The organism is Anabaena sp. TISTR 8404 (genome assembly GCF_056847745.1).
Map to the genome: position 1 here is coordinate 4,736,451 of NZ_CP180578.1, position 23,194 is coordinate 4,759,644.

Annotated in this window: 3 protein-coding genes and 1 pseudogene; all 4 read left to right on the forward strand. The window is 41.6% G+C overall.

All coding sequences use genetic code 11. From position 1 onward, the window contains the following. The first annotated feature begins 723 nt into the window (after positions 1 to 723). Positions 724 to 10,458, forward strand: a complete 9,735-nt coding sequence (locus tag ACMX3D_RS20595; protein WP_482747699.1) for a non-ribosomal peptide synthetase — start codon at positions 724 to 726, stop codon at positions 10,456 to 10,458. Next, a complete protein-coding gene (locus ACMX3D_RS20600) occupies positions 10,455 to 14,702 on the forward strand; it encodes a beta-ketoacyl synthase N-terminal-like domain-containing protein (protein WP_482747700.1) in 4,248 nt (1,415 codons plus the stop codon). Before ACMX3D_RS20595 ends, ACMX3D_RS20600 begins: the two co-directional genes overlap by 4 nt. A 214-nt stretch (positions 14,703 to 14,916) precedes the next feature. Beyond that, positions 14,917 to 15,066, forward strand: a complete 150-nt coding sequence (locus ACMX3D_RS20605) for a hypothetical protein (protein ID WP_482747701.1) — start codon at positions 14,917 to 14,919, stop codon at positions 15,064 to 15,066. 489 nt (positions 15,067 to 15,555) lie between these two features. After that, positions 15,556 to 23,163 (forward strand): annotated as a pseudogene (locus ACMX3D_RS20610) (amino acid adenylation domain-containing protein); the annotation flags it as partial. Positions 23,164 to 23,194 lie beyond the last annotated feature (31 nt).

Here is a 23,194-nt window from a genome sequence, read left to right on the forward strand (position 1 = left end):
ATGCTTATTTATCCGGCGATCACTTTGCCTCAACTAATCTTGATGTAGAAGTTTCAGGTTAAACTAAAAAACATCGCTCGCCTTGATTTTACCAAGCACTCAAGGTGATTTACGCTGACCTTCTCTTATGGATAAACATAGACTTTGTGTGATTATGAGTGATTGCCCTTGATGCTGGCGCAGTTATCTCCTTGTCAAGGATGCGGTTGCTGAAGGCTATTTATTTTTTCATTGGTTCTTAATATTATTTATTAACTGTCTTAACTGTCTTAACTGTCCGCTTAGTTGTCTTAACTGTCTTAACTGTCTACTTTCGTCTATTTAACTGTTTCCTTAACTGTCTTAACTGCTATTGCATTTTATTAATAAAACTGAGATTATTAATACGATTGAATAATTACAAAAACAATAATTATGTAAAATCTATAAAATTTGATTAAATTTAAATAAAGAGGGGAATTTAAAAAAACATAAGTGCATTCAAATTTTTTAATTATTTGAATATTGAAAAATTCAATTTGTAGAACATATATATACAGAAATAATATATAGCAGTTACTATTTGTTCAAGCTTGACTGTGAATGATTGTATAGGAATAAAAAATACATGAAAAATAACAATTAAAAGTAGGAGTTGCTGACCCAGATGACTTTAACACATTTAATTATTTTCAATGAAGTGAAATAATATTAAAAATATTACGTAATTTTTTAGGGATTATAATGGACACAATTATTAAAAATAGTTATACACTTTCATCTGGACAAGAAGCAATGTGGCTTATTCATCAGGTTGATCCTGAAAGCATTGCATATAATATATTTATTACAGCGAAAATTAATTGTAATTTAAATATTTCTATTTTTAATAATGTATGGAAAAAAATTATTCAAAACCATTCTATTCTCAGAACCACATATACCAGTCATGAAGGCAAGCCTGTTCAACAACTTAACGAACATCAAACAATTAATGTTGAAGTAATAGATGCCAGCAATTGGAGTGAAGACGAATTAAAAGAAAAAATTTATGCTATAGCCGATCAACCTTTTAACTTAGAAAAAGATTCAATTATCAGGGTAAATTTATTCATTCGTTCAGCGCAAGAACACGTTCTCATGCTAACAATGCACCACATTGCTGGGGATATGTGGTCTTATGATTTACTACTGAGTGAATTTCAAACTTTGTATGCTAAGGAAATTGAGCAAGCTAATCAAAAACAAACCCAGGTAACAGCAGATTCTTTAAGCAAGAAGAAATCTTATGCAGATTTTGTTCGCTGGCAATCAGAAATGTTATCGAGTTCAAGGGGAGAAAAACAGCGACAATACTGGCAAAAACAATTAGCTGGCGAATTACCAATTTTAAACTTGCTCCCAGATAAACCCCGCCCCCCAGTACAGACTTATCAAGGAGCATCACATATTTTAAAGCTAGATGAACAGTTAACTCAAAAACTCAAGAATCTAGCTCTCGCTTCTGGAAGCAGTCTTTATCAAATTCTGCTCACAGCATTTTACGTCCAACTTTACCGCTATACCAATCAAACAGACATTCTCATAGGCAGCCCAATGAGAGGTCGGCCGGGCAAAGAGTTTAAAGAGATAGTTGGCTACTTTTCCAACCTGACTGTTTTACGAGTTTCTGTACAGGAAGATGGCACATTTCATGAACTTCTTACTCAAGTCAGCAAAACAGTTAGACAAGCCCAAAAGCATCAAGATTACCCATTTTCTCTGTTAGCAGAACAACTCCAACCACAAAGAGATCCTAGTCGCCATCCTTTGTGTCAAGTTAGTTTCGCTTGGCAAGCACAAACTTGGTGTGAACAAACAGAAAATTCTTTGCACAGTCAAGAACTAGTGCTGGAAATGGAGCCTTATTTGCTTGGGCAAAGGGGCGCACAGTTAGACCTGAGTTTAATGGTGCGAGAAGCTCAGGGGATTTTAGAGCCATGCTGGCAGTACAATACTGACCTGTTTGAAGCATCGACAATCAGGCGCATGGCAGGGCATTTTGTGACCTTGCTGGAAGGAATTGTTGCCAACCCTGAAGCACAAATTTGGCAATTACCTTTACTTACACAAATTGAGCAGCAACAGTTATTGCTTGAATGGAACAATACTCAAACAGACTATCCCCAAGATAAATGTATTCATCAATTATTTGAAGAGCAGGTAGAACGTACACCTGATGCTGTAGCAGTTGTGTTTGAAAACGAGCAACTCACCTACGACCAGTTAAATAGTCGCGCTAACCAGTTAGCACAGTATTTGCGTTCTTTGGGTGTAGAGCCAGATGTGCTAGTGGGTATTTGCGTTGAGCGATCGCTCGATATGATTGTCGGACTATTGGCTATACTCAAAGCGGGTGGTGCTTACGTCCCACTTGACAGTGAGTATCCCCAAGACCGCTTGAGCTTCATGTTAGAAGATGCTCAAGTTGCTGTGCTACTCACCCAACAAGAATTACTCAACAAACTACCAGAGCATAGCGCAAAGCTTGTTTGCATAGATAGCGATCGCTCAACCATAAAGCAACATAGTAACAAAAACCCAGAAAATGCCACAACGCCCAATAACTTAGCGTATGTCATCTACACTTCCGGTTCTACAGGTAAACCCAAAGGCGTTTTAGTTAATCACTATAATGTAACTCGTCTATTTGCAGCTACAGACGCTTGGTATAAATTCAATTCTGATGATGTGTGGACAATGTTCCACTCTTACGCCTTCGACTTTTCCGTATGGGAAATTTGGGGGGCATTGCTGTATGGTGGAAGACTGGTAGTAGTACCGTATTTAGTGACGCGATCGCCTGAATCTTTCTACAATTTATTGTGTCAAGAAAAAGTCACAGTTCTCAACCAAACACCTTCCGCCTTCCGCCAGTTAATTCAAGCCGAACAGTCAATAACAGCTACTAACGACTTGAACTTACGCCTAGTCATATTTGGTGGTGAAGCCTTAGAACTCAAGAGTTTGCAACCTTGGTTTGAACGCCACGGCGACTTGTCGCCGCAATTGGTGAATATGTACGGGATTACAGAAACCACCGTACACGTTACCTATCGCCCCTTGAGTAAAGCTGATTTGCATGGCACAGCCAGTGTAATTGGTTGCCCAATACCAGATTTGCAGGTGTATGTACTAGACGAACATCAACAACCAGTACCAATTTGTGTTCCTGGCGAGATGTATGTTGGTGGTGCTGGAGTAGCGCGTGGTTATTTGAACCGTTCCGAATTGACACAACAACGGTTTATCTTTAATCCTTTTAGCAACAACCCTCAAGCACGACTATACAAAACAGGTGATTTAGCGCGTTATTTACCCAACGGTGAGTTAGAGTATTTAGGACGCATCGATAACCAAGTAAAAATTCGCGGTTTCCGCATTGAGTTGGGCGAAATGGAAGCATTACTAGCTTCTCACCCAGCCATTTGGGAAAGTGTAGTGGTAGTAAGAGAAGATGAACCGGGCGACAAACGTTTAGTGGCTTATGTAGTGCCGCAGGTAGAACAATATCCTACAGTCCCAGAATTGCGTGGGTTTCTTAAGGCAAAGTTGCCAGAGTACATGATCCCAAGTGCTTTTGTACTGCTGAAATCCTTACCCCTCACCTCTAACGGTAAAGTAGACCGCCGCGCCCTGCCAAAACCAGAGTTAGACAGCACCCTACAAGAAAAATATATTGCACCGCGTACTCCAACAGAGGAAATACTGGCGCAAATTTGGGCGCAAGTGCTGAAAGTAGAGCAAGTGGGTATTCATGATAACTTCTTTGAACTAGGGGGACACTCGCTACTCGCAACACAATTGGTTTCACGCATCCGCAACATTTTCAAAGTAGAATTACCATTACGCGAGTTGTTTGCAAGAGCTACAGTTGCAGAATTAGCGCAAGCGATCGCACATTTACAACAACAGGACTTAGAACTTTCTACAGCACCAATCTTAAGGCGGGCAGAGGACGCAGACTTACAATTATCATTCGCTCAACAGCGTTTATGGTTCCTAGACCAGTTCGAGCCAGACAGCCCCTTCTATAACATACCCATAGCGTTGCGTTTAACAGGAAAATTGCAATTTACCGCTTTAGAGCAGAGCTTACAAGAAATCATTGCACGCCACGAAGCCTTACGCACCAACTTCATAACCATTGATGGGCAACCAATTCAAGTTATTAGGGGAATAGGGAATAGTAAACAGGGAATTGTTTGCGTTGTTGATTTAAAACATTTATCCGTAAATGAACAAGAGATAACTGTACAGCAACTAGGACAACAACAATTTAGCCAACCCTTTGACCTAGCAAAAGAAGCATTAGTCAGAGCTAAATTAGTAGTGCTATCCGACACAGAAAACATCTTGTTCGTCTGTATGCACCACATAGTCGCAGATGGCTGGTCAATGGGTGTGTTTGTCTCGGAACTAGCAACACTTTACAATGCTTACTCAATAGGTCAGCCGTCACCTTTAGCACAACTGCCAATTCAGTATGCAGATTTCGCCTTGTGGCAAAGACAGTGGCTAGTAGAAGATGTATTGCAAAGCCAATTAAGTTACTGGGAACAACAACTAAAAGATGCACCAGCTTTATTATCCTTACCCACAGACCGACCCAGACCAGCCCAGCAGACTTATAACGGCACACATCAAGAATTTGCACTTTCTGCTGAACTAACTAATAAGCTGACAAAACTGAGCCAAGAACAAGGGGTAACTTTGTTCATGACACTGTTGGCAGCATTCGATACCCTGCTTTATCGCTACACAGGACAAGAAGATATATTGGTGGGTTCGCCCATTGCTAACCGCGATCGCTCCGAGATAGAAGGGTTAATTGGCTTTTTTGTCAATACCTTAGTCATGCGGGCTGACTTAGCAGGTAATCCCACCTTTAGCGAATTACTAAGTCGAGTTCGAGACATGGCAATGCAGGCATACTCTCATCAGCATTTGCCCTTTGAAATGCTAGTGGAAGCATTGCAGCCAGAACGGGATCTTAGTTATTCACCACTGTTTCAAGTAATGTTCGTTCTCCAGAATGCACCCACATCTGGATTAGAACTAACAGGGCTAAGTGTCAATTCCTTCTTTATTAAAGGTACAACTTCCAGGTTTGATTTAACCTTAATCATGCAAAACAGTCCTACTGGGCTGATAGGGTTGTGGGAGTACAACACAGACTTGTTTGATGCTAGTACCATTGATCGTATGACAAGTCATTTTGTCACATTACTTGAAGGGATTACTGCTAACCCAGAACAACGAATTTCTCAATTGCCACTGCTAACAGCAGTTGAGCAACAGCAGTTATTAGTGAAGTGGAACGATACTTTTGTAGATTATCCCCTACATAAGTGCATCCATCAGTTGTTTGAGGAGCAGGTGGAACTGACACCCGATGCAGTGGCGGTGGAGTTTCAAGATGTACAGACGCGATATATCGCGTCTCTAACTTACTCCCAATTAAACTACCGCGCTAATCAGTTGGCACACTACTTACAGTCTGTGGGTGTAAAACCAGATACTTTGGTTGGGCTGTGTGTCGAGCGTTCTTTAGAGATGGTCATCGGACTGCTGGCAATTCTCAAAGCGGGTGCAGCGTATGTACCACTTGACCCAGAGTATCCGAGCGATCGCTTGAGCTTTATTTTAGAAGATACTCAAGTTAAAGTTTTACTCACTCAACAGCAACTGATTGACAGACTCCCACCAAATCAGGCAAAACTTATTTGTCTAGATACTGACGCAGAATTAATTTCTCAGTGCAGCACAGATAACGTAATTTCTGGCGTACAACCCAATAACTTAGTTTATATAATTTACACTTCTGGTTCCACAGGTCAACCAAAGGGTATAGCCATGAGTCAGCTTGCCCTTTGCAATCATATCTTGTGGCATCGGGACAACCTGAAAATTGCTCGTGCAAAAACCCTGCAATTTGCTTCGGTTAGCTTTGATGTCTCCTTCCAAGAAATCTTCACTACTTGGTGTTCCGGCGGTACATTGTTCCTCATCACAGAGGAATTACGCCGTGATGCTTTAGCATTGTTAGGTTTTCTGCAAGAGAAACAAATTCAGAGAATGTTTCTCCCTGTTGTCGGCTTACAGCAACTTGCAGAAGTCGCCTTGGGGAATGACATAGTTAATACTGGTTTGCGGGAAATTATTACTTCTGGAGAACAGTTACAAATTACCCCTGCGATATCTGGTTGGTTGAGCAAACTAACTGATATTACTTTGCATAATCAGTATGGGCCGTCAGAAAGCCATTTAGCCACCAGTTACACTCTGCCTGATGCAATAATAGACACTTGGCCGCTACTTCCTTCCATTGGGCGACCCATTTCTAATACGCAAATTTACATCCTCGATAAATATCTACAGCCTGTACCAGTGGGTGTTCAAGGAGAAGTGTATATTGCAGGTGCGCTTTTAGCTCAGGGCTACTTCAACAGACCTCAGCTAACACAAGAGAAATTTATTTTCAACCCCTTTAGCACTGATCCTAATTCCCGTCTCTACAAAACAGGGGATTTGGCGCGTTATTTACCTGACGGTAAGCTTGAATCTTTAGGACGTATTGACAATCAAGTTAAAATTCGGGGTTTCCGCATTGAGTTGGGCGAAGTTGAAGCGGTACTGGGTCAACTAACTGATGTACAAGCGTCTTGTGCAGTTGTTCGTGAAGATACACCAGGTGATAAACGCTTAGTTGCTTATATTGTGCCGCAACCAGCGCAGACAATCTCTATTAGCGAAGTACGTAACTTCCTCAAGGAAAAGTTACCAGAGTATATGGTTCCAAGTGCAATAGTCATCTTGGAGGCTCTACCGCTTTCTGCTAACAGGAAATTAGACCGCCGCGCTTTACCTGCACCTGATTTACACAACCAATTATCAGATCAGTATGTCGCTCCACGTAACCCAATTGAGGAAATCTTGTCACTGATTTGGGCGCAAGTGCTGAAAGTTGAGCGAGTTGGCATTCATGATAATTTCTTTGAACTTGGCGGACATTCGCTATTAGCAACGCAACTGGTTTCCCGCGTGCGTAGTAGCTTGAATGTAGAATTACCTCTGCGGAGCTTATTTGCTGCCCCAACGGTTGCCGAATTATCTCAACATATTCAACAGTTGCAGCAACAGGATCTAACAACATCAGCCATCTTACCAAGAGCAAGGGATGCAGAATTACCACTGTCTTATGCTCAACAGCGTTTGTGGTTTTTAGACAAGTTAAATCCCAATAGTCCTTTCTACAACTTACTTGTAGCTTTGCGTCTAGTTGGCACTCTCAATCGAACTGCTTTAGAACACAGCTTACGAGAAATTATTTATCGCCACGAAGCTTTACGCACTAACTTCATTACAGTTGATGGAGAACCAGTTCAAGTTATTAGGGAACAGGTAATAGAAGGCAGGGAGCAGGGAGCAGGGAGCAGGGGGCAGGGAGTATTATCAATTGTTGATGTACAGCATTTATCCACAAGCGAAAGAGAAATTGCTTTGCAGCAATTAGCGCAAGAACAAGGACAACGACCTTTTAACTTGGCAGATGAATCATTAATCAGGACAACATTAGTAGTATTGTCTGAGACAGAACAGGCATTGTTAGTGTTTATACATCACATTGTCTTTGATGGCTGGTCAATGGGTGTGTTTGTCCAAGAATTAGCAGCTTTATACAATGCTTATTCTCAAGGTCAGCCGTCACCTTTAACACCATTGCCGATTCAGTATGCAGATTTTGCAATTTGGCAAAGACAGTGGTTACAAGGAGATGTATTACAAAACCAACTAAATTACTGGCAAGAGCAACTAAAAGATGCACCAGCCTTGTTGTCCCTACCTACAGACCGACCAAGACCACCTGTGCAAACTTTCGCTGGCGCATATCAGAAGTTTCCACTTTCAGCCCAATTAACTGATAGGTTGACAAAACTGAGCCAGGAGCAAGGTTGTACTCTTTTTATGACGTTGTTGGCAGCTTATGATACTCTGCTTTATCGCTACACAGGACAGTCAGATATTTTGGTGGGTACACCAATTGCTAACCGCGATCGCTCAGAAATAGAAGGGTTAATCGGCTTTTTTGTCAATACCTTAGTCATGCGTACCAACACCGCAGACAATCCCACTTTTAGCGAATTACTAAGCCGTGTTCGAGAAGTCGCTTTAGGCGCGTATGCTCATCAGAATTTACCGTTTGAAATGTTGGTGGAAGCATTACAACCAGAACGGAATCTCAGTCATACACCTCTATTTCAGGTGGTGTTCAACCTTCAGAATTCACCCGTACAAGAATTAGAGCTTGCTGGCTTAACTGTTAGTTCATTACCAGTAGAAAGCACAACTACAAAGGTTGATTTGGCTTTATCGATGGAAAACACTACCCAAGGATTGGTGGGCGTGTGGGAGTACAATACTGACTTGTTTGATGCCAGCACAATTGAACGAATGACTGGTCATTTTGTCACATTGCTGTCAGCAATTGTCGTCAATCCTCAAGAGCGAATTTCCCAGTTACCACTGCTGACAGCAGTTGAACAACAGCAGTTATTGGTTGATTGGAATCATACACGGTTGGACTACCCTGAAGATAAGTGTATCCATCAATTGTTTGAGGAGCAAGTAGAGCGTACCCCCCATGCTGTAGCGGTAGTATTTGAAAATCAACAACTCACCTACCAGCAATTAAATTGTCGTGCTAACTCTTTAGCGCATTATTTGCGATCGCTGGGTGTAAAACCAGATACGCTGATAGGTATTTGTGTAGAACGCTCAATAGAGATGGTGGTGGGACTACTAGGTATTCTCAAAGCTGGCGGAGCATATCTGCCACTTGACCCTGAGTATCCATCGGAACGCCTGAGCTTCATGTTAGAAGATACTCAAGTTTCCCTACTGTTAACTCAGCAGCGACTCGTTGATAAACTTCCTCCAAATCAAGCAAAAGTTGTTTGTATAGATGCAGCTTGGTCACAAATTGCCCAGAACAATCAAGATAACCCAGACAGTGGAGTTAGAGCTTTTCATCTAGCGAATTTGATTTACACCTCTGGCTCAACAGGTAGACCGAAAGGTGTGATGGTTGAGCATAAAGGACTGTGCAACTTAGCTCAAGCGCAAATTCAAACTTTTAGCTTAGGTGCGAATAGTCGCGTTCTTCAATTTGCCTCCTTCAGCTTTGACGCTTCTATCTGGGAAGTGGTCATGGCACTAATGTCAGGCGGAACGCTGTATTTGGGAACAAAAGACTCTCTATTGCCAGGGAAGCCGTTAATTGAGCGATTACGTGATTATTCGATTACGCATATCACCTTACCACCATCGGCACTAGCAGTGATGCCACAAGAGGAACTGCCAGCATTGCAAACAATCATTGTCGCGGGAGAAGCTTGTCCTACTGAATTAATTAAGCAATGGTCTGTTGGTAGAAACTTCTTTAACGCTTACGGGCCGACAGAAGCGACTGTCTGTGCAACGATCGCCAAATGCAATGATGAAGAGAAAATCACTATTGGTAGAGCGATCGCTAATACTCAAGTTTACATCTTAGACAAAAATTTACAACCAGTACCTGTAGGTGTCCCAGGAGAGTTACATATCGGTGGAGTCGGGTTAGCAAGAGGCTACCTCAACCGGACAGAACTAACTCAAGAAAGATTCATTCCTAACCCCTTCGGTTCTGGTCGCCTCTACAAAACTGGAGATTTGGCGCGTTATTTACCAGATGGCAATATTGAATACTTGGGACGAATTGATAACCAAGTAAAAATTCGCGGATTCCGCATTGAATTGGCAGAAATAGAAAGCCTGTTGGGGCAACATGGTGATGTGCAGAACTGTTGTGTCATTGCTCATGAAGGAACTGGCGGTAATAAGCGTTTAGTTGCCTATGTAGTACCACAACAAGACGTGACACTCACAACCGAAGAACTGCGTCAATTCCTGGCTAATCAATTGCCTGGGTATATGGTTCCAGCCGCTTTTGTCATACTAGAGTCCTTACCTTTGACACCTAACGGCAAAGTAAACCGTCGCGCTCTGCCTAGCCCAGATTTACACCAAGAGTCATTAGATTATGTAATGCCAAATACAGAGATAGAAAGAATTATTGCTGGCATTTGGCAACAAGTATTAGCTCTAGAAAATGTAGGAATTTACAATAATTTCTTTGAGCTTGGGGGTCATTCATTACTCCTAGTAAAAGTTAATCAGCAATTGCAAGAAAAATTGGGCTTAGAACTATCAATAGTTGATATGTTTAACTACCCAACTATACATAGCCTTAGCCAATATTTAAATACTAAATCTCAAAAAGAACCAATCATTAAGCAAAACAATTCTCGAACTCAAGCCCAGAGTGAAATTAAAGCTCTAAGAAAACAGCAATTACAATCCAGACAACAATATCGCTCTCAGAAGAAAGGTGTAAAATGACAAATCTAGTGCATGACAATAACGAATTTAATAATTCTGAAATAGCAATAATTGCTGTTGCTGGTAGATTTCCTGGCGCAAAAGATGTTGAATCATTTTGGCAAAATATCCGAGATGGTGTAGAATGCATCTCTTGGCTGACAGATGAAGAATTAATCAACTCTGGTGTTTCTGTTGATTTAATAAATAATCCGAGTTATGTAAAAGCAAGCGGTGTTCTAGAAGATATTGAATTGTTTGATGCAAATTTCTTTGCTTATAGTGCCAAAGAGGCTGAGTTAATAGACCCACAACAACGCCTATTTTTAGAATTAGCTTGGGAGGCTGTCGAAAAAGCTGGCTATGACCCGCAAACCTACAATGGTTTAATTGGGGTTTATGGTGGTGTGGGGATGAATAGATATTTTTTAAAAAACATCTTTTCTCATCATCAATCATTACCAACATTTGACCCTGTACAACTAGGAATATCCAACGATAAAGATTTTTTACCGACACGAGTCGCATATAAACTCGATTTGACTGGCCCCGCAGTCAATGTGCAAACAGCCTGTTCTACTTCTTTGGTTGCGGTTCATGTAGCGTGTCAAAGTCTTTTAAATGGTGAATGTGACATAGCTTTAGCAGGTGGGGTGACTCTGTGTATTCCTCAGAAAATAGGTTATTTGCATCAAGAGGGAATGATACTTTCTCCTGATGGACACTGCCGTACTTTTGATGCAAAAGCACAAGGGACAATTGCAGGTAGCGGTGCTGGGATTGTCGTATTAAAAAGATTACAGGATGCAATCAGCGATCGCGACTATATCCATGCCATCATTAAAGGCTCGGCTATTAATAACGATGGTGCAACAAAAGTTGGCTACACTGCTCCTAGTGTTAGCGGACAAGCCGCAGTCATTGGTGAAGCACAAGCTATAGCGGGTGTAGATGCTGAAACAATTTCCTACATCGAAGCTCATGGTACAGCGACACCTTTAGGAGACCCGATAGAAATTGCCGCTTTAACTCAAGCTTTTAATCAAACTACTGATAAAAAAGGTTTCTGTGCCATTGGTTCAGTCAAAACCAACTTCGGACATTTAGATACAGCCGCAGGTGTCGCAGGTTTAATTAAGACGGTGTTAGCACTGCAACATAAAATGCTGCCTCCTAGTTTGCACTTCGAGATACCCAACCCCAAAATTGATTTTGCTAATAGTCCTTTTTATGTCAACACAACCCTAAAGGAATGGAAAACAAATAACACTCCTCGCCGTGCTGGGGTTAGTTCCTTTGGAATGGGGGGGACGAATGCTCATGTGATTTTAGAAGAAGCGCCTGTGTTGGAGCAGGGGAGCAGGGGAGCAGGGGAGCAGGGGAGAAATCATCACTTGTTGTGTCTGTCGGCTAAGACGGCGAGTGCGTTGGAGAAGGCGACGGCTAATTTAGCCACGCATTTAAAAGAGCATCCAGAAGTTAACTTAGGCGATGTAGCTTATACCCTTAATAGTGGTCGCAGGGGTTTTAATTATCGACGGATGTTAGTTTGTCGTGACATAGAAGATGCTGTCAATGGTCTGAGTAATTTAGAGCCAAAACAGGTTTTTACGAACTATACAGAAATTACAGAACGACCTGTTGTCTTTATGTTTCCCGGTCAAGGTTCTCAGTACGTGAATATGGCGCGGGAAATTTATGAAACTGAGGCAGTATTTCAAGAACAAGTTGATTATTGTTCAGAATTCCTTCAACCCTTAATAGGGTTAGATTTACGTCATATTCTTTATCCCAGCGACGAAAAGATTGATGAAGCATCAAAGCAACTTCAACAAACTGCGATCGCTCAACCTGCTATTTTTGTAATTGAATACGCCTTAGCTAAATTATGGCAGTCTTGGGGAGTGCAACCACAAGCTGCGATCGGTCATAGTATAGGCGAATATGTAGCCGCAACTCTCGCAGAAGTTTTCTCTTTAGAAGATGCCTTATCTTTGGTAGCAGCACGCGGACAGTTGATGCAGCAACTACCCACAGGTGCAATGCTTTCGGTTCCTCTGTCCGCAGAAAACGTACAATCTCTATTAGGTCAAGAACTGTCTGTTGCGGCAATTAATCAAACTTCGCAATGTGTAGTTTCCGGTTCCATAGCAGCGATAGAAGCATTACAAAATCAGCTTGCGGCTCAAGGAATTGAATCTCGTCGTCTGCATACATCCCACGCCTTCCATTCGCAAATGATGGAACCAATCTTAGAAGCATTTACAGAGCAAGTTAAAAAAGTTACTTTAAATCCGCCAAAACTGCCTTATATTTCTAACTTAACTGGTACTTGGATTACAACCACCCAAGCTACAAATCCTGACTATTACGCTCAACATCTACGTTCCACAGTGCTGTTTGCTTCTGGTGTCGAGAAGTTATTAGCAAAGCCAGAGCAAGTCTTATTAGAGGTAGGACCAGGACATACATTAGCTACATTTGTTAAAAGACATCCAAACAAAGCAGCCGCGCAAAATGTCTTAACTTCAGTACGCCATCCGCAAGAAAAGCAATCTGATATTCATGTTTTATTCAACACATTCGGTCAACTCTGGTTGGCTGGGGTGAAAGTAGATTGGTTTGGATTTTATAGCCAGGATGAGTATTATCATATTCCCTTACCAACTTATCCCTTTGAACGCCAACGTTATTGGATAGACCCTCCACAAAAAACAGCTTGGGAAAATTCGCAAACACCCACAACATCACAATTGTGGAACCTGCTTACACAAGCAGGTCAAAAGCAAGCAAGCGTTAGAAATGCAGAACTCGACGAGTTAACCTATCAAGAGAATAGACAGTGGTTAGATAATTTATGTACAGCCTACATTAATTCTGCATTCCAAAAATTAGGAGCTTTTAGTAAACCTCAAGACAAGCATTCTTTAGAGAATTTATTGCAGAAATATGATATTTCTCCCCGCTATGAGCAATTATTTTCTAGATGGTTGCAAATATTAGTCGAGCAAAAACAACTACAGCAACAAGAAGAATTATTTACTGGGCTAGTGCCATGTTCACAAGATTATATTCATGAACATTTAGAACAAGTCAGAACAAGGTTTGCTAATTCATCTTTAGTAGATTTAGATTTAATCCAACGCTGTGGTGAAAATTTAGCAGCTATTGTGACTGGCGAACAAGAACCATTAGAGATTTTCAATGAACTGGTTTACCAAAAAGAAAACAAACCTTCATATTCAGAATCTGCTTTAATTACTTACTACAACTCTATTGTGCGTTCCAGCTTGGAACAGCTAATCAAATCATTACCATCATCTGTTCAACTGAGAGTTTTGGAAATCGGTGCAGGTACTGGCGTAACTACACAAGCAATATTACCTGTGTTGCCACCCCAAAGAACCAGCTATACTTTTACTGATATTGGTAGCGGTTTCCTAACTCAAGCGCAAGAGAAATTTAAAGACTATCCATTTGTTGAATATCGTTTACTAGATATAGACAAGTCGCCAACCCAGCAAGGGTTTGAAAAGTACAGCTTTGATGTCATCATCGCCACTAATGTTTTACACGCCACTCGAAATATAGATCAAACTCTCCATCATGTACGCTCTTTATTAGCTCCTGGCGGCTTACTCTTAGTGTGGGAAATAACTCAGCCAAAAATTGACTTTGATATTAGCTGGGGTCTGCTGTTGAAACCTTTAGATGATAAAAGACGCAGCCCAGGTCAGCCTTTTATTATCCTAGACCAGTGGTTTGAAGCATTACGAGAACAGGATTTTGTGCAAGTTGCGGCTTTTCCTGAAACTGAAGCAATTGAACATCAGATTATTATGGCTCAAGCATCTGCATCAGCCGCATTTACCGCAAAATCTGGACAGAAAGAATCAGAAATTGTATTACAAACAAAGCCAGATATTTTTCAGACTGAAAAATTATCAGCAACCTATTCAAGACCTAATTTACCTAATTCTTATGTAGCTCCTCGTGATGCAACTGAGCAAAAACTTGCCCAGATTTGGCAAGAATTATTAGGAGTAAAAGAAGTTGGTATCCATGATAACTTTTTTGAATTAGGAGGAGATTCTTTAATAGCTGTACAAGTCATATCCCGATTACGAAATGCTTTTTCTATTAAATTAACTGTAGCCAGTTTGTTTGAATCTCCTACAATCGCTGAAATTACAGCCAAGCTACAAGAACAACTCCAATTAGATGCTAACTTAACTATGAATGAGCGAGAAGAAATTGCAATTTAAATGCAATAACTTATATCTTGCACCATGCGACTGAAGTCGTAGCTACACGGGCAAAACCCGCACTTCGACAAGCCCTTCGGCTACGCTCAGGACAAGCTCAGTAAACGCCTGCGCGGGTTCCAAACCCTTGATTTTGTGTTATGCCAATTCAAAAAATTATTGCTACAGATGTAGGTTGGAGAGCCACTGCGTTTGAGCGCCAGACTTAAAGTACGTGGCGTTTGAGGAACGTAGACGCGCTCCGCGCGGCTTCCTGAAGGGTAACCCAACACTCAAAACCTTGTCTTTGTTGGGTTTCACTACCCTGCGGGAAGCCACCTTCGGTGTCTACGTTCTACCCAACCTACCTACACATCTTCCCTAGAGAGAGGGACAAAAATATTCTGAGTTTTCAACGAAAAGTTTAGGTTTTCCAATCTTGTTTCTTGATCCTCTGCGCCATTTTTAAGAGGTTTAGGGAATATGAGTGCGTACTTTAATGGCTGTTGAGTAGTTCAGGCGCAGAAACTAATGCCGTACAAGTGAGAGTAATTATTCATTAAATATAAGGATATTCTTAAATGTCTTAACTGTCTTCTTAACTGTCTTAACTGTCTTAACTGTCTTATTTCCTACTGTCTTAACTGTCTTAACTGGCATTGCATTTTATTGATAAAAATGAGATCATCTGTCTACTGATAATTAAAAAATAGCAAAATAAATAAAATTATTCACAAATATTAACTAGTAATAATTTCAATTTATAGATAGTAAATTTAACAATTAAATTAATGTGTAATAGAAATAAAAAATGCGATTTAAATAAAAATTTTGATTGGGAATTAAGAATTAGGTGATTGGAGGAAATTTTTCTGTGAATACTGAGCAATTGGTAGCTGACCTTCGTAATCAGGGTGTAAAGTTGTGGGTTGAAGGTGAGCAGTTGCGTGTTAATGCTCCAAAGGGAGTGTTGACGCTAGAAACTCGTAACTTATTAGCTCAAAATAAAGCAGAACTTATTTTGTTACTGCAAGAAAAAAATGTTTCTACCAACACAGATTTTCCTCTGGTCAAAGCCAAACGCCCTCAGAACTTACCTCTGTCATTTGCCCAAGAAAGACTCTGGTTATTAAACCAGTTAGAACCAGATAATCCCTTCTACAACGAACAAACAGCTATAAAACTTCACGGTCAATTAAACATTGTGGCACTAGAGCAAAGCCTCAACGTAATTATTGCTCGTCACGAAGTTTTACGTACCAACTTCCGCACCATCAACGAACAGCCAGTCCAGGTAATTGCTGACAGTTTAACCTTAAGTGTGCCAGTAGTAGACCTAACAGAACTACCTGAAAGTGACAGAGAAATCGCTTGCCAACAATTAGCTACGAGAGAAGCTGCTCAAACGTTTGACCTTGCTAGTTCTCCTTTAATCCGAGCTTGTGTAGTTAAACTCAGAGAACTAGAACACGCTTTTATATTAACGGTACACCACATCATCGTCGATGGTTGGTCAACAGGCATATTGATGCGTGAGTTAGCAACCATTTACTCAGCCCTATGTAAGAACTTGTCGCCAGAGCTACCTGAGTTACCAATTCAGTATGCTGACTATGCAATTTGGCAACGCCAATATTTGCAACAAGAAGTACTGCAAACGCAGCTTGATTACTGGAAGCAACAACTCAAAAATGCTCCAACCTTACTGGAATTACCTACAGACAGACCAAGACCAGCCATTCAAACTTATCGGGGTGCAGTCGAATATATAAAATTATCAAAAGAACTGAGTCAAAAACTTGCCGATTTTAGTCGGCAAGAGGGAACTACCCTATTCATGACGCTGTTCGCAGCTTATGTTACCTTGCTTTATCGCTATACAGGCTCCGATGACATTGTAGTGGGTACGCCAACTGCTAACCGCGATCGCCTGGAAATAGAACGATTAATTGGCTTTTTTGTCAATACTTTAGTATTTCGCACCGATTTGTCAGGCAACCCCAGCTTTAAAGAATTGCTGGGTCGAGTGCGGCAGTTGACATTGCAAGCTTATGCTCATGCAGACTTACCATTTGATGAGTTAGTCAAAGCATTGCAACCACAACGCGACCTCAGCCATACGCCACTATTTCAGGTGTTGTTTGTCCTCCAGAATGCTCCTATATCGGAAGTAGAGCTTACTGGCTTAACTCTCAGTCCTTTGCCAACTCAAAGCACAGTTGCCAAGTTTGATTTAACTTTATCATTCCAGAACACTGCCAGTGGATTAATAGGTATGTGGCAGTACAACGCTGACCTATTTGATACAGCCACTATCGAACGGATGAGCGGGCATTTTGTCACATTGCTTGAAGGCATTATTGCTAATCCCAAAGAGCAGATTTCACAATTACCTTTGCTGAGTGAAGTTGAGCAACAACAGTTATTAGTTGAGTGGAACAATACTCAATTAGACTATCCGCAGGATAAGTGTATTCATCAGTTGTTTGAGGAACAGGTTGAGCGTACCCCGGATGCTATGGCGGTAGTATTTGAAAATCAACAACTGACTTATCGGCAGTTAAATTGTCGTGCTAACTCTTTGGCGTACTACTTACAAAGTCTGGGCGTAAAACCAGATACGCTGGTGGGTATTTGCGTCGAGCGTTCTTTAGAAATGATTGTGGGAATATTGGGGATTCTCAAAGCAGGTGGGGCATATCTGCCACTTGACCCAGAATATCCGCCTGAGCGTTTGAGCTTTATGCTAGAAGATGCTCAAGTTTTGGTGCTGCTAACACAACATAGTCTAATTGAGAAGTTGCCTCAACATCAAGCAAAACAAGTCTTTTTGGATACTGACTGGCAAAGTATTTGTAAGTATAGCCAGGAAAACCTGATCGCTAGTGTGCAAGCAACTAACTTGGCTTATGTGATATATACTTCTGGTTCTACAGGCAGACCCAAAGGAGTGATGATACCACATGGCGCGATCGCTAACCACTGCTGTGCTATTCAACAAACTTATAAATTTGTACAGAGCGATCGCATACTCCAGTTTGTCTCAATCAGCTTCGATCCCTCATTAGAAGATATATTTCATACATTAATGGTTGGTGCTACCTTGGTACTCCGAGGTTCAGATGTATGGACTCCAACAAACTTCCAAAAAATAATTTCGGATTTTGGCATTACTGTCGTTAGTATTCCAACAGCCTATTGGCAACAATTGGCTCAAGAGTGGTTTCAAACACAATTGTTAGATGCCAACAACCAACTGAGACTTGTGTTGGTTGGTGGAGATGTAATGTTGCCTGAATATGTGGCCCTTTGGCAACAAAGCCTAATGTCTTGTGTTCGTTTGGTCAACGTTTATGGCCCCACTGAGACAACTATCGCCGCAACTGTATTTGAAACTCTTCCTCAGGTAAATGAAGGCATCAATCTGAAAAAAATTCCTATTGGTCGTCCCCTGCCTAACAAGACTATATATATTCTAGATAAGTATTTACAGCCTGTTCCCATTGGTGTGCCAGGGGAATTGTATATTGGTGGTGCGTGCTTGGCAAAAGGCTACCTCAACCGTCCAGAGTTGACACAGGAAAGATTTATCCGTAACCCCTTTGAAAGAGGCAGAGGGGCAGAGGGGCAGAGGGACAGAGGAGAGGATTTCCCCTCTGCTCCCCTGCTCCCTCCGAAGTTCCGAGCAGAGGAAGCCTCCGCTCGGACTTCTCTCTGCTCCCCTGCTTCTTCCGAGCGTCTGTATAAAACAGGAGACTTAGCGCGTTATTTACCTGATGGCAATATTGAATACCTGGGACGTATCGATAATCAAGTAAAAATTCGGGGCTTCCGCATCGAGTTAGGCGAAATCGAAGCAGCACTGAGCCAACATGAGTGCGTGCAAACATCTTGTGTCATCGCCCGTGAAGATAACAGAGGTGATAAACGCCTAGTTGGTTACGTAGTAGTGCATCAACAATGCCAACTCACAATGGGCGAACTGCGGCAATTTCTCAAAGCAAAATTCCCAGAATACATGGTTCCAAGTGCTTTTGTGATTTTGGAGTCAATGCCACTCACTCCTAACGGCAAAATAGACCGTCGTGCTTTACCTGCACCGGATTTACAAAGCAAATTATCAGATAAATACGTTGCTCCACGCAATCCAATCGAAGAAATGCTGGCGCAAATTTGGGTGCAAATCTTAAAACTAGAGCAAGTGGGCATTCATGATAACTTCTTTGAACTGGGGGGACATTCGTTACTAGCAACTCAATTACTTTCACGTATCCGCAACATTTTCAAAGTGGAATTACCACTGCGTGAATTGTTTGCTAGAGCTACAGTTGCGGAATTGGGGCATTTTATTGGGCAATTACAGCAAAAAGAATTAGAACTTTCTACACCACCCATCTTAAGGCGGGCAAACAATACACAATTACCACTTTCTTATGCTCAACAACGTTTGTGGTTTTTAGACCAGTTACAGCCTTTGGGTGGCGCATATAATATGCCCCTAACTTTGCGTCTAGTAGGAACTCTCAATCAAACAGCCTTAGAACAAAGCTTACAAGAAATTATTCATCGCCACGAAGTATTACGCACAAACTTCATTAGCGTTGATGGGCAACCAATTCAAGTTATTAGGGAACAGGTAATAGAAGGCAGGGAGCAGGGAGCAGGGAGCAGGGGGCAGGGAGTATTATCAATTGGTGACTTGCAGCATTTATCTACAACTGAACAAGAAATTGCTTTGCAGCAATTAGTGCAAACACAAGCACAACAACCTTTTGACTTGGCAAATGAACCATTAGTCAGAGCAACATTAGTTGTATTGTCCCAGACAGAACACGCTTTGTTAGTGTTTATACATCACATTGTCTCTGATGGTTGGTCAATGGGTGTGTTAATTCAAGAATTAGCAGCTTTATACAATGCTTATGCTCAAAGTCAGCCTTCACCCTTAGCACCATTGCCGATTCAGTACGCAGATTTCGCAATTTGGCAGCGACAGTGGTTGCAAGGGGATGTACTGCAAAGCCAACTGAGTTACTGGCAACAACAACTAAAAGACGCACCAACTTTATTATCGCTACCCACTGACCGACCCAGAGGGGCTGTGCAAACTTACCAGGGGGCTTATCAAGAGTTAGCACTATCGAAAGAGTTAAGTATTGCCCTTAAACAATTGAGTCAAAAAGAAAGTGTCACTTTGTTTATGACGCTGTTAGCAGCTTTCCAAATATTGCTATGGCGTTATAGTGGACAGGATGATATTTGCATAGGTACACCGATCGCTAACCGCAACCGTGCAGACATTGAACCACTAATTGGCTTTTTTATCAATACTCTGGTATTGCGTACCCGTTTAGATGGAAATCCCAGTTTTAGACAACTACTATCACGGGTGCGAGAAGTCGCGTTGGGAGCTTATGCTCATCAAGATTTGCCGTTTGAAATGTTGGTGGAAGCGTTACAGCCAGAACGCAATCTCAGCCATAATCCAATTTTTCAGGTGTGGTTTAATTTACAGAATTTGGCACAAAACGAACTAGAACTTTTTGGGCTGTCTGTAGAACCTATATTAGTTTCAGAAGCAGCTTCTAAGTTTGACTTAAGCTTGTATGTTACAGAACAAGAACAAGGCACAACTCTGCAACTACTCTATAATGCTGACTTATTTAGTTCAGAACGAATGGTGGAAATGTTGCAACAATACCATCATTTGTTAAATCAAATTGTTGTCGAGCCTGATAGAGAGATCGCCTCTTATTCTCTTGTCACACCACAAGCCCGATTTTTACTACCAGATCCTAAAACACCCATACCACAACCAGAATACGAATTAGTCACAACAACTTTTACCTCTTGGGTAAATACCAATCCAGAACTCTCAGCAGTGCGTCAAGGCGATCGCACCTGGAACTATGGAGAATTAGGCAATAAATCTCAAGCTTTAGCTCAAGTGATGCTGAGTCACGGTATCGCAAAGGGTGATGTTGTAGCTGTGTACGGAAGCCCAAGTTTTGGATTGATTGCTAGTGAACTCGCCGTTTTCTTAAGTGGAGGAGTATTACTGACTCTCGATCCGCAACTTCCGCGCGATCGCCAACAGCTAATGCTTCAGGAAGGTAAAGCTAAATTCATACTTTACGTTAATAGTCAACCTCCAGAAAACCAGGAGATATGGCAGTCTTTAACTGTTATCTATGTAAATCCAGACACGGCATCTGCCAGTTTAGAAAGCAGTGATACTATACCCTTATCAGAAATATCTGGTGATGATGCAGCCTATATTTTCTTTACTTCTGGTACTACTGGCGTTCCTAAAGGTGTGTTGGGGTGTCACAAAGGGTTAGCACATTTTATTAGCTGGCAAAGACAAACCTTTGGAATTAATCAAAAAGACCGCATTGCCCAATTAACAGGACTTTCCTTTGATGTCGTCCTGAGAGATATGTTCTTACCTTTGACCAGTGGTGCAACCTTATGTCTGCCAGCACCAGAGGATAAGTTAGAACCGACAAAAATTTTACGTTATTTGGAACGCGAGCAAATTTCTGTTCTCCATACAGTTCCTTCCTTAGCGCAATCATGGTTAGCCAATGTTCCCTCAGACGTTTCTCTGCATAACTTACGCTGGTTATTCTTAGCCGGAGAACCTCTGAAGGAGACGCTTGTATTGCAATGGCGAGATGCTTTTCCCCAAGCAGGTGAAATCGTTAATCTGTATGGGCCGACAGAGACAACTTTGGCGAAGTGTTATTACCAAGTACCCAGCGAACCTAGAGCAGGGGTGCAACCAGTCGGACAAACACTTCCAGAAACTCAAGCTTTAGTTTTGGATGCAAATCATCAGCTGTGCGGTATTGGGGAACCAGGCGAGATTGTTTTACGGACTCCATTTCGCAGTTTGGGCTACATTAACGCCGCCCAAGAAATGCGTTCTCGCTTTGTCACCAACCATTTTGGCAATGACGAAAAAGATTTGCTGTATTATACAGGCGATCGCGGTCGCTATCTTCCAAATGGCACTCTCGAAATTCTCGGTCGTCAAGATCATCAAGTCAAGATTCGCGGTGTACGCATTGAACTTGGAGAAATTGAGGCAACATTAGCACAACACCCATCTGTGCATCAGACTATCGTAACTGCACCTGAAGAACGTTTAGTGGCTTACATTGTCCCCACTCAAGAGGAAACACCTACCATCCGTGAGATTCGCCGCTTCCTGTCTACGAAATTGCCACAGTACATGGTTCCTTCTAGTTTTGTCTTCCTAGATAGGTTACCACTAACACCTAACGGTAAAGTAGACCGCCGCGCTTTACCTACACCTGCTAACGTCAATAACTTAGACACATTTGTTGAACCCCGTAACCAATTAGAACTGCAACTAGTGCAAATTTGGTCAAAAATTCTCAAAGTTGACAAAGTAGGAGTACAAGACAACTTTTTTGACCTTGGCGGACACTCGCTGTTAGCTCCCTACTTAATGGCTCAAATTCAGCAGCAGTTTGGTAAAGATGTGAGTTTAACAAGCCTCTTCCAAAACCCCACAATTGAACAGTTGGCAACCGTTTTGCAAGTAGACTCGGATGATGCAAATTCGTCTTGTCTAGTTCCGATTCAACCAAACGGTTCCAAGTTACCTTTCTTCTGCCTTCCCGGTGCTGGTGGCGAGCCTTACTACTTGTATCATTTGGGGCGTTATTTAGGAGCAGACCAACCTCTATATAGTTTTCAAGCTAACAATTTAGATGGACTAGAGCCAGCCACCCGAATTAAGGCTCTGGCTAGTCATTATATTCAAGCAATGCAGACAATTCAGCCGCAAGGGCCATACTTTTTAGGAGGTCATTCTTTAGGAAGTATCGTAGCTTTTGAAATGGCAACTCAGCTGGTTCATCAAGGACATCAAGTTGCGTTACTTGCCATGATTGATATGCCAGCACCAACCTCTAAAGACATACAAACACGAATTGAGCGGCTTGATTGGGATCATGCTAGGTGGTTAATTGAGACGATTAAAGCAGTAGAAGTTTCTTTATCAACGAATATAGATATTTCTTACGATACCCTGCGATCGCTTTCTGTAGAGGAACAACTAAAAAGAGTTTTACAGCATTTCAAAACGGTAAATATGTTGCCTCCTAATGCTGAAATTACACAGCTAAAAAACATCGTGCAAGCTTTAAAAGTAAACTCTCTATCTCTCATTAAATATGAACCACAACATACTTATCCTGGACAAATTACCCTTCTACGTGCCAGCGAAATTCCTCCAGAACGCCTGAATAGCCAGTTTTCTGATATTGCACAGGATTCAGCTATGGGTTGGGATAAGTATTCTTGCGAACCAGTAGATGTGCATTTTGTTCCAGGAAACCATGTCACTATGTTGGCTGAACCCCATGTTCAGGTTTTAGCTGAAAGGTTGAAAGTTTGTATTCAACAAGCACAAGCAAACATAGCGTTGCTAAATATTAGTAGGAATTGAAAATTGAAATTTAAACGTAAGGAACTGTATT

Bases quoted from the DNA above. Each gene is read 5' to 3' on its own strand.
- ACMX3D_RS20600 (WP_482747700.1), top strand. From the start codon at position 10,455: ATGACAAATCTAGTGCATGACAATAACGAATTTAATAATTCTGAAATA.
- ACMX3D_RS20595 (WP_482747699.1), top strand. From the start codon at position 724: ATGGACACAATTATTAAAAATAGTTATACACTTTCATCTGGACAAGAA.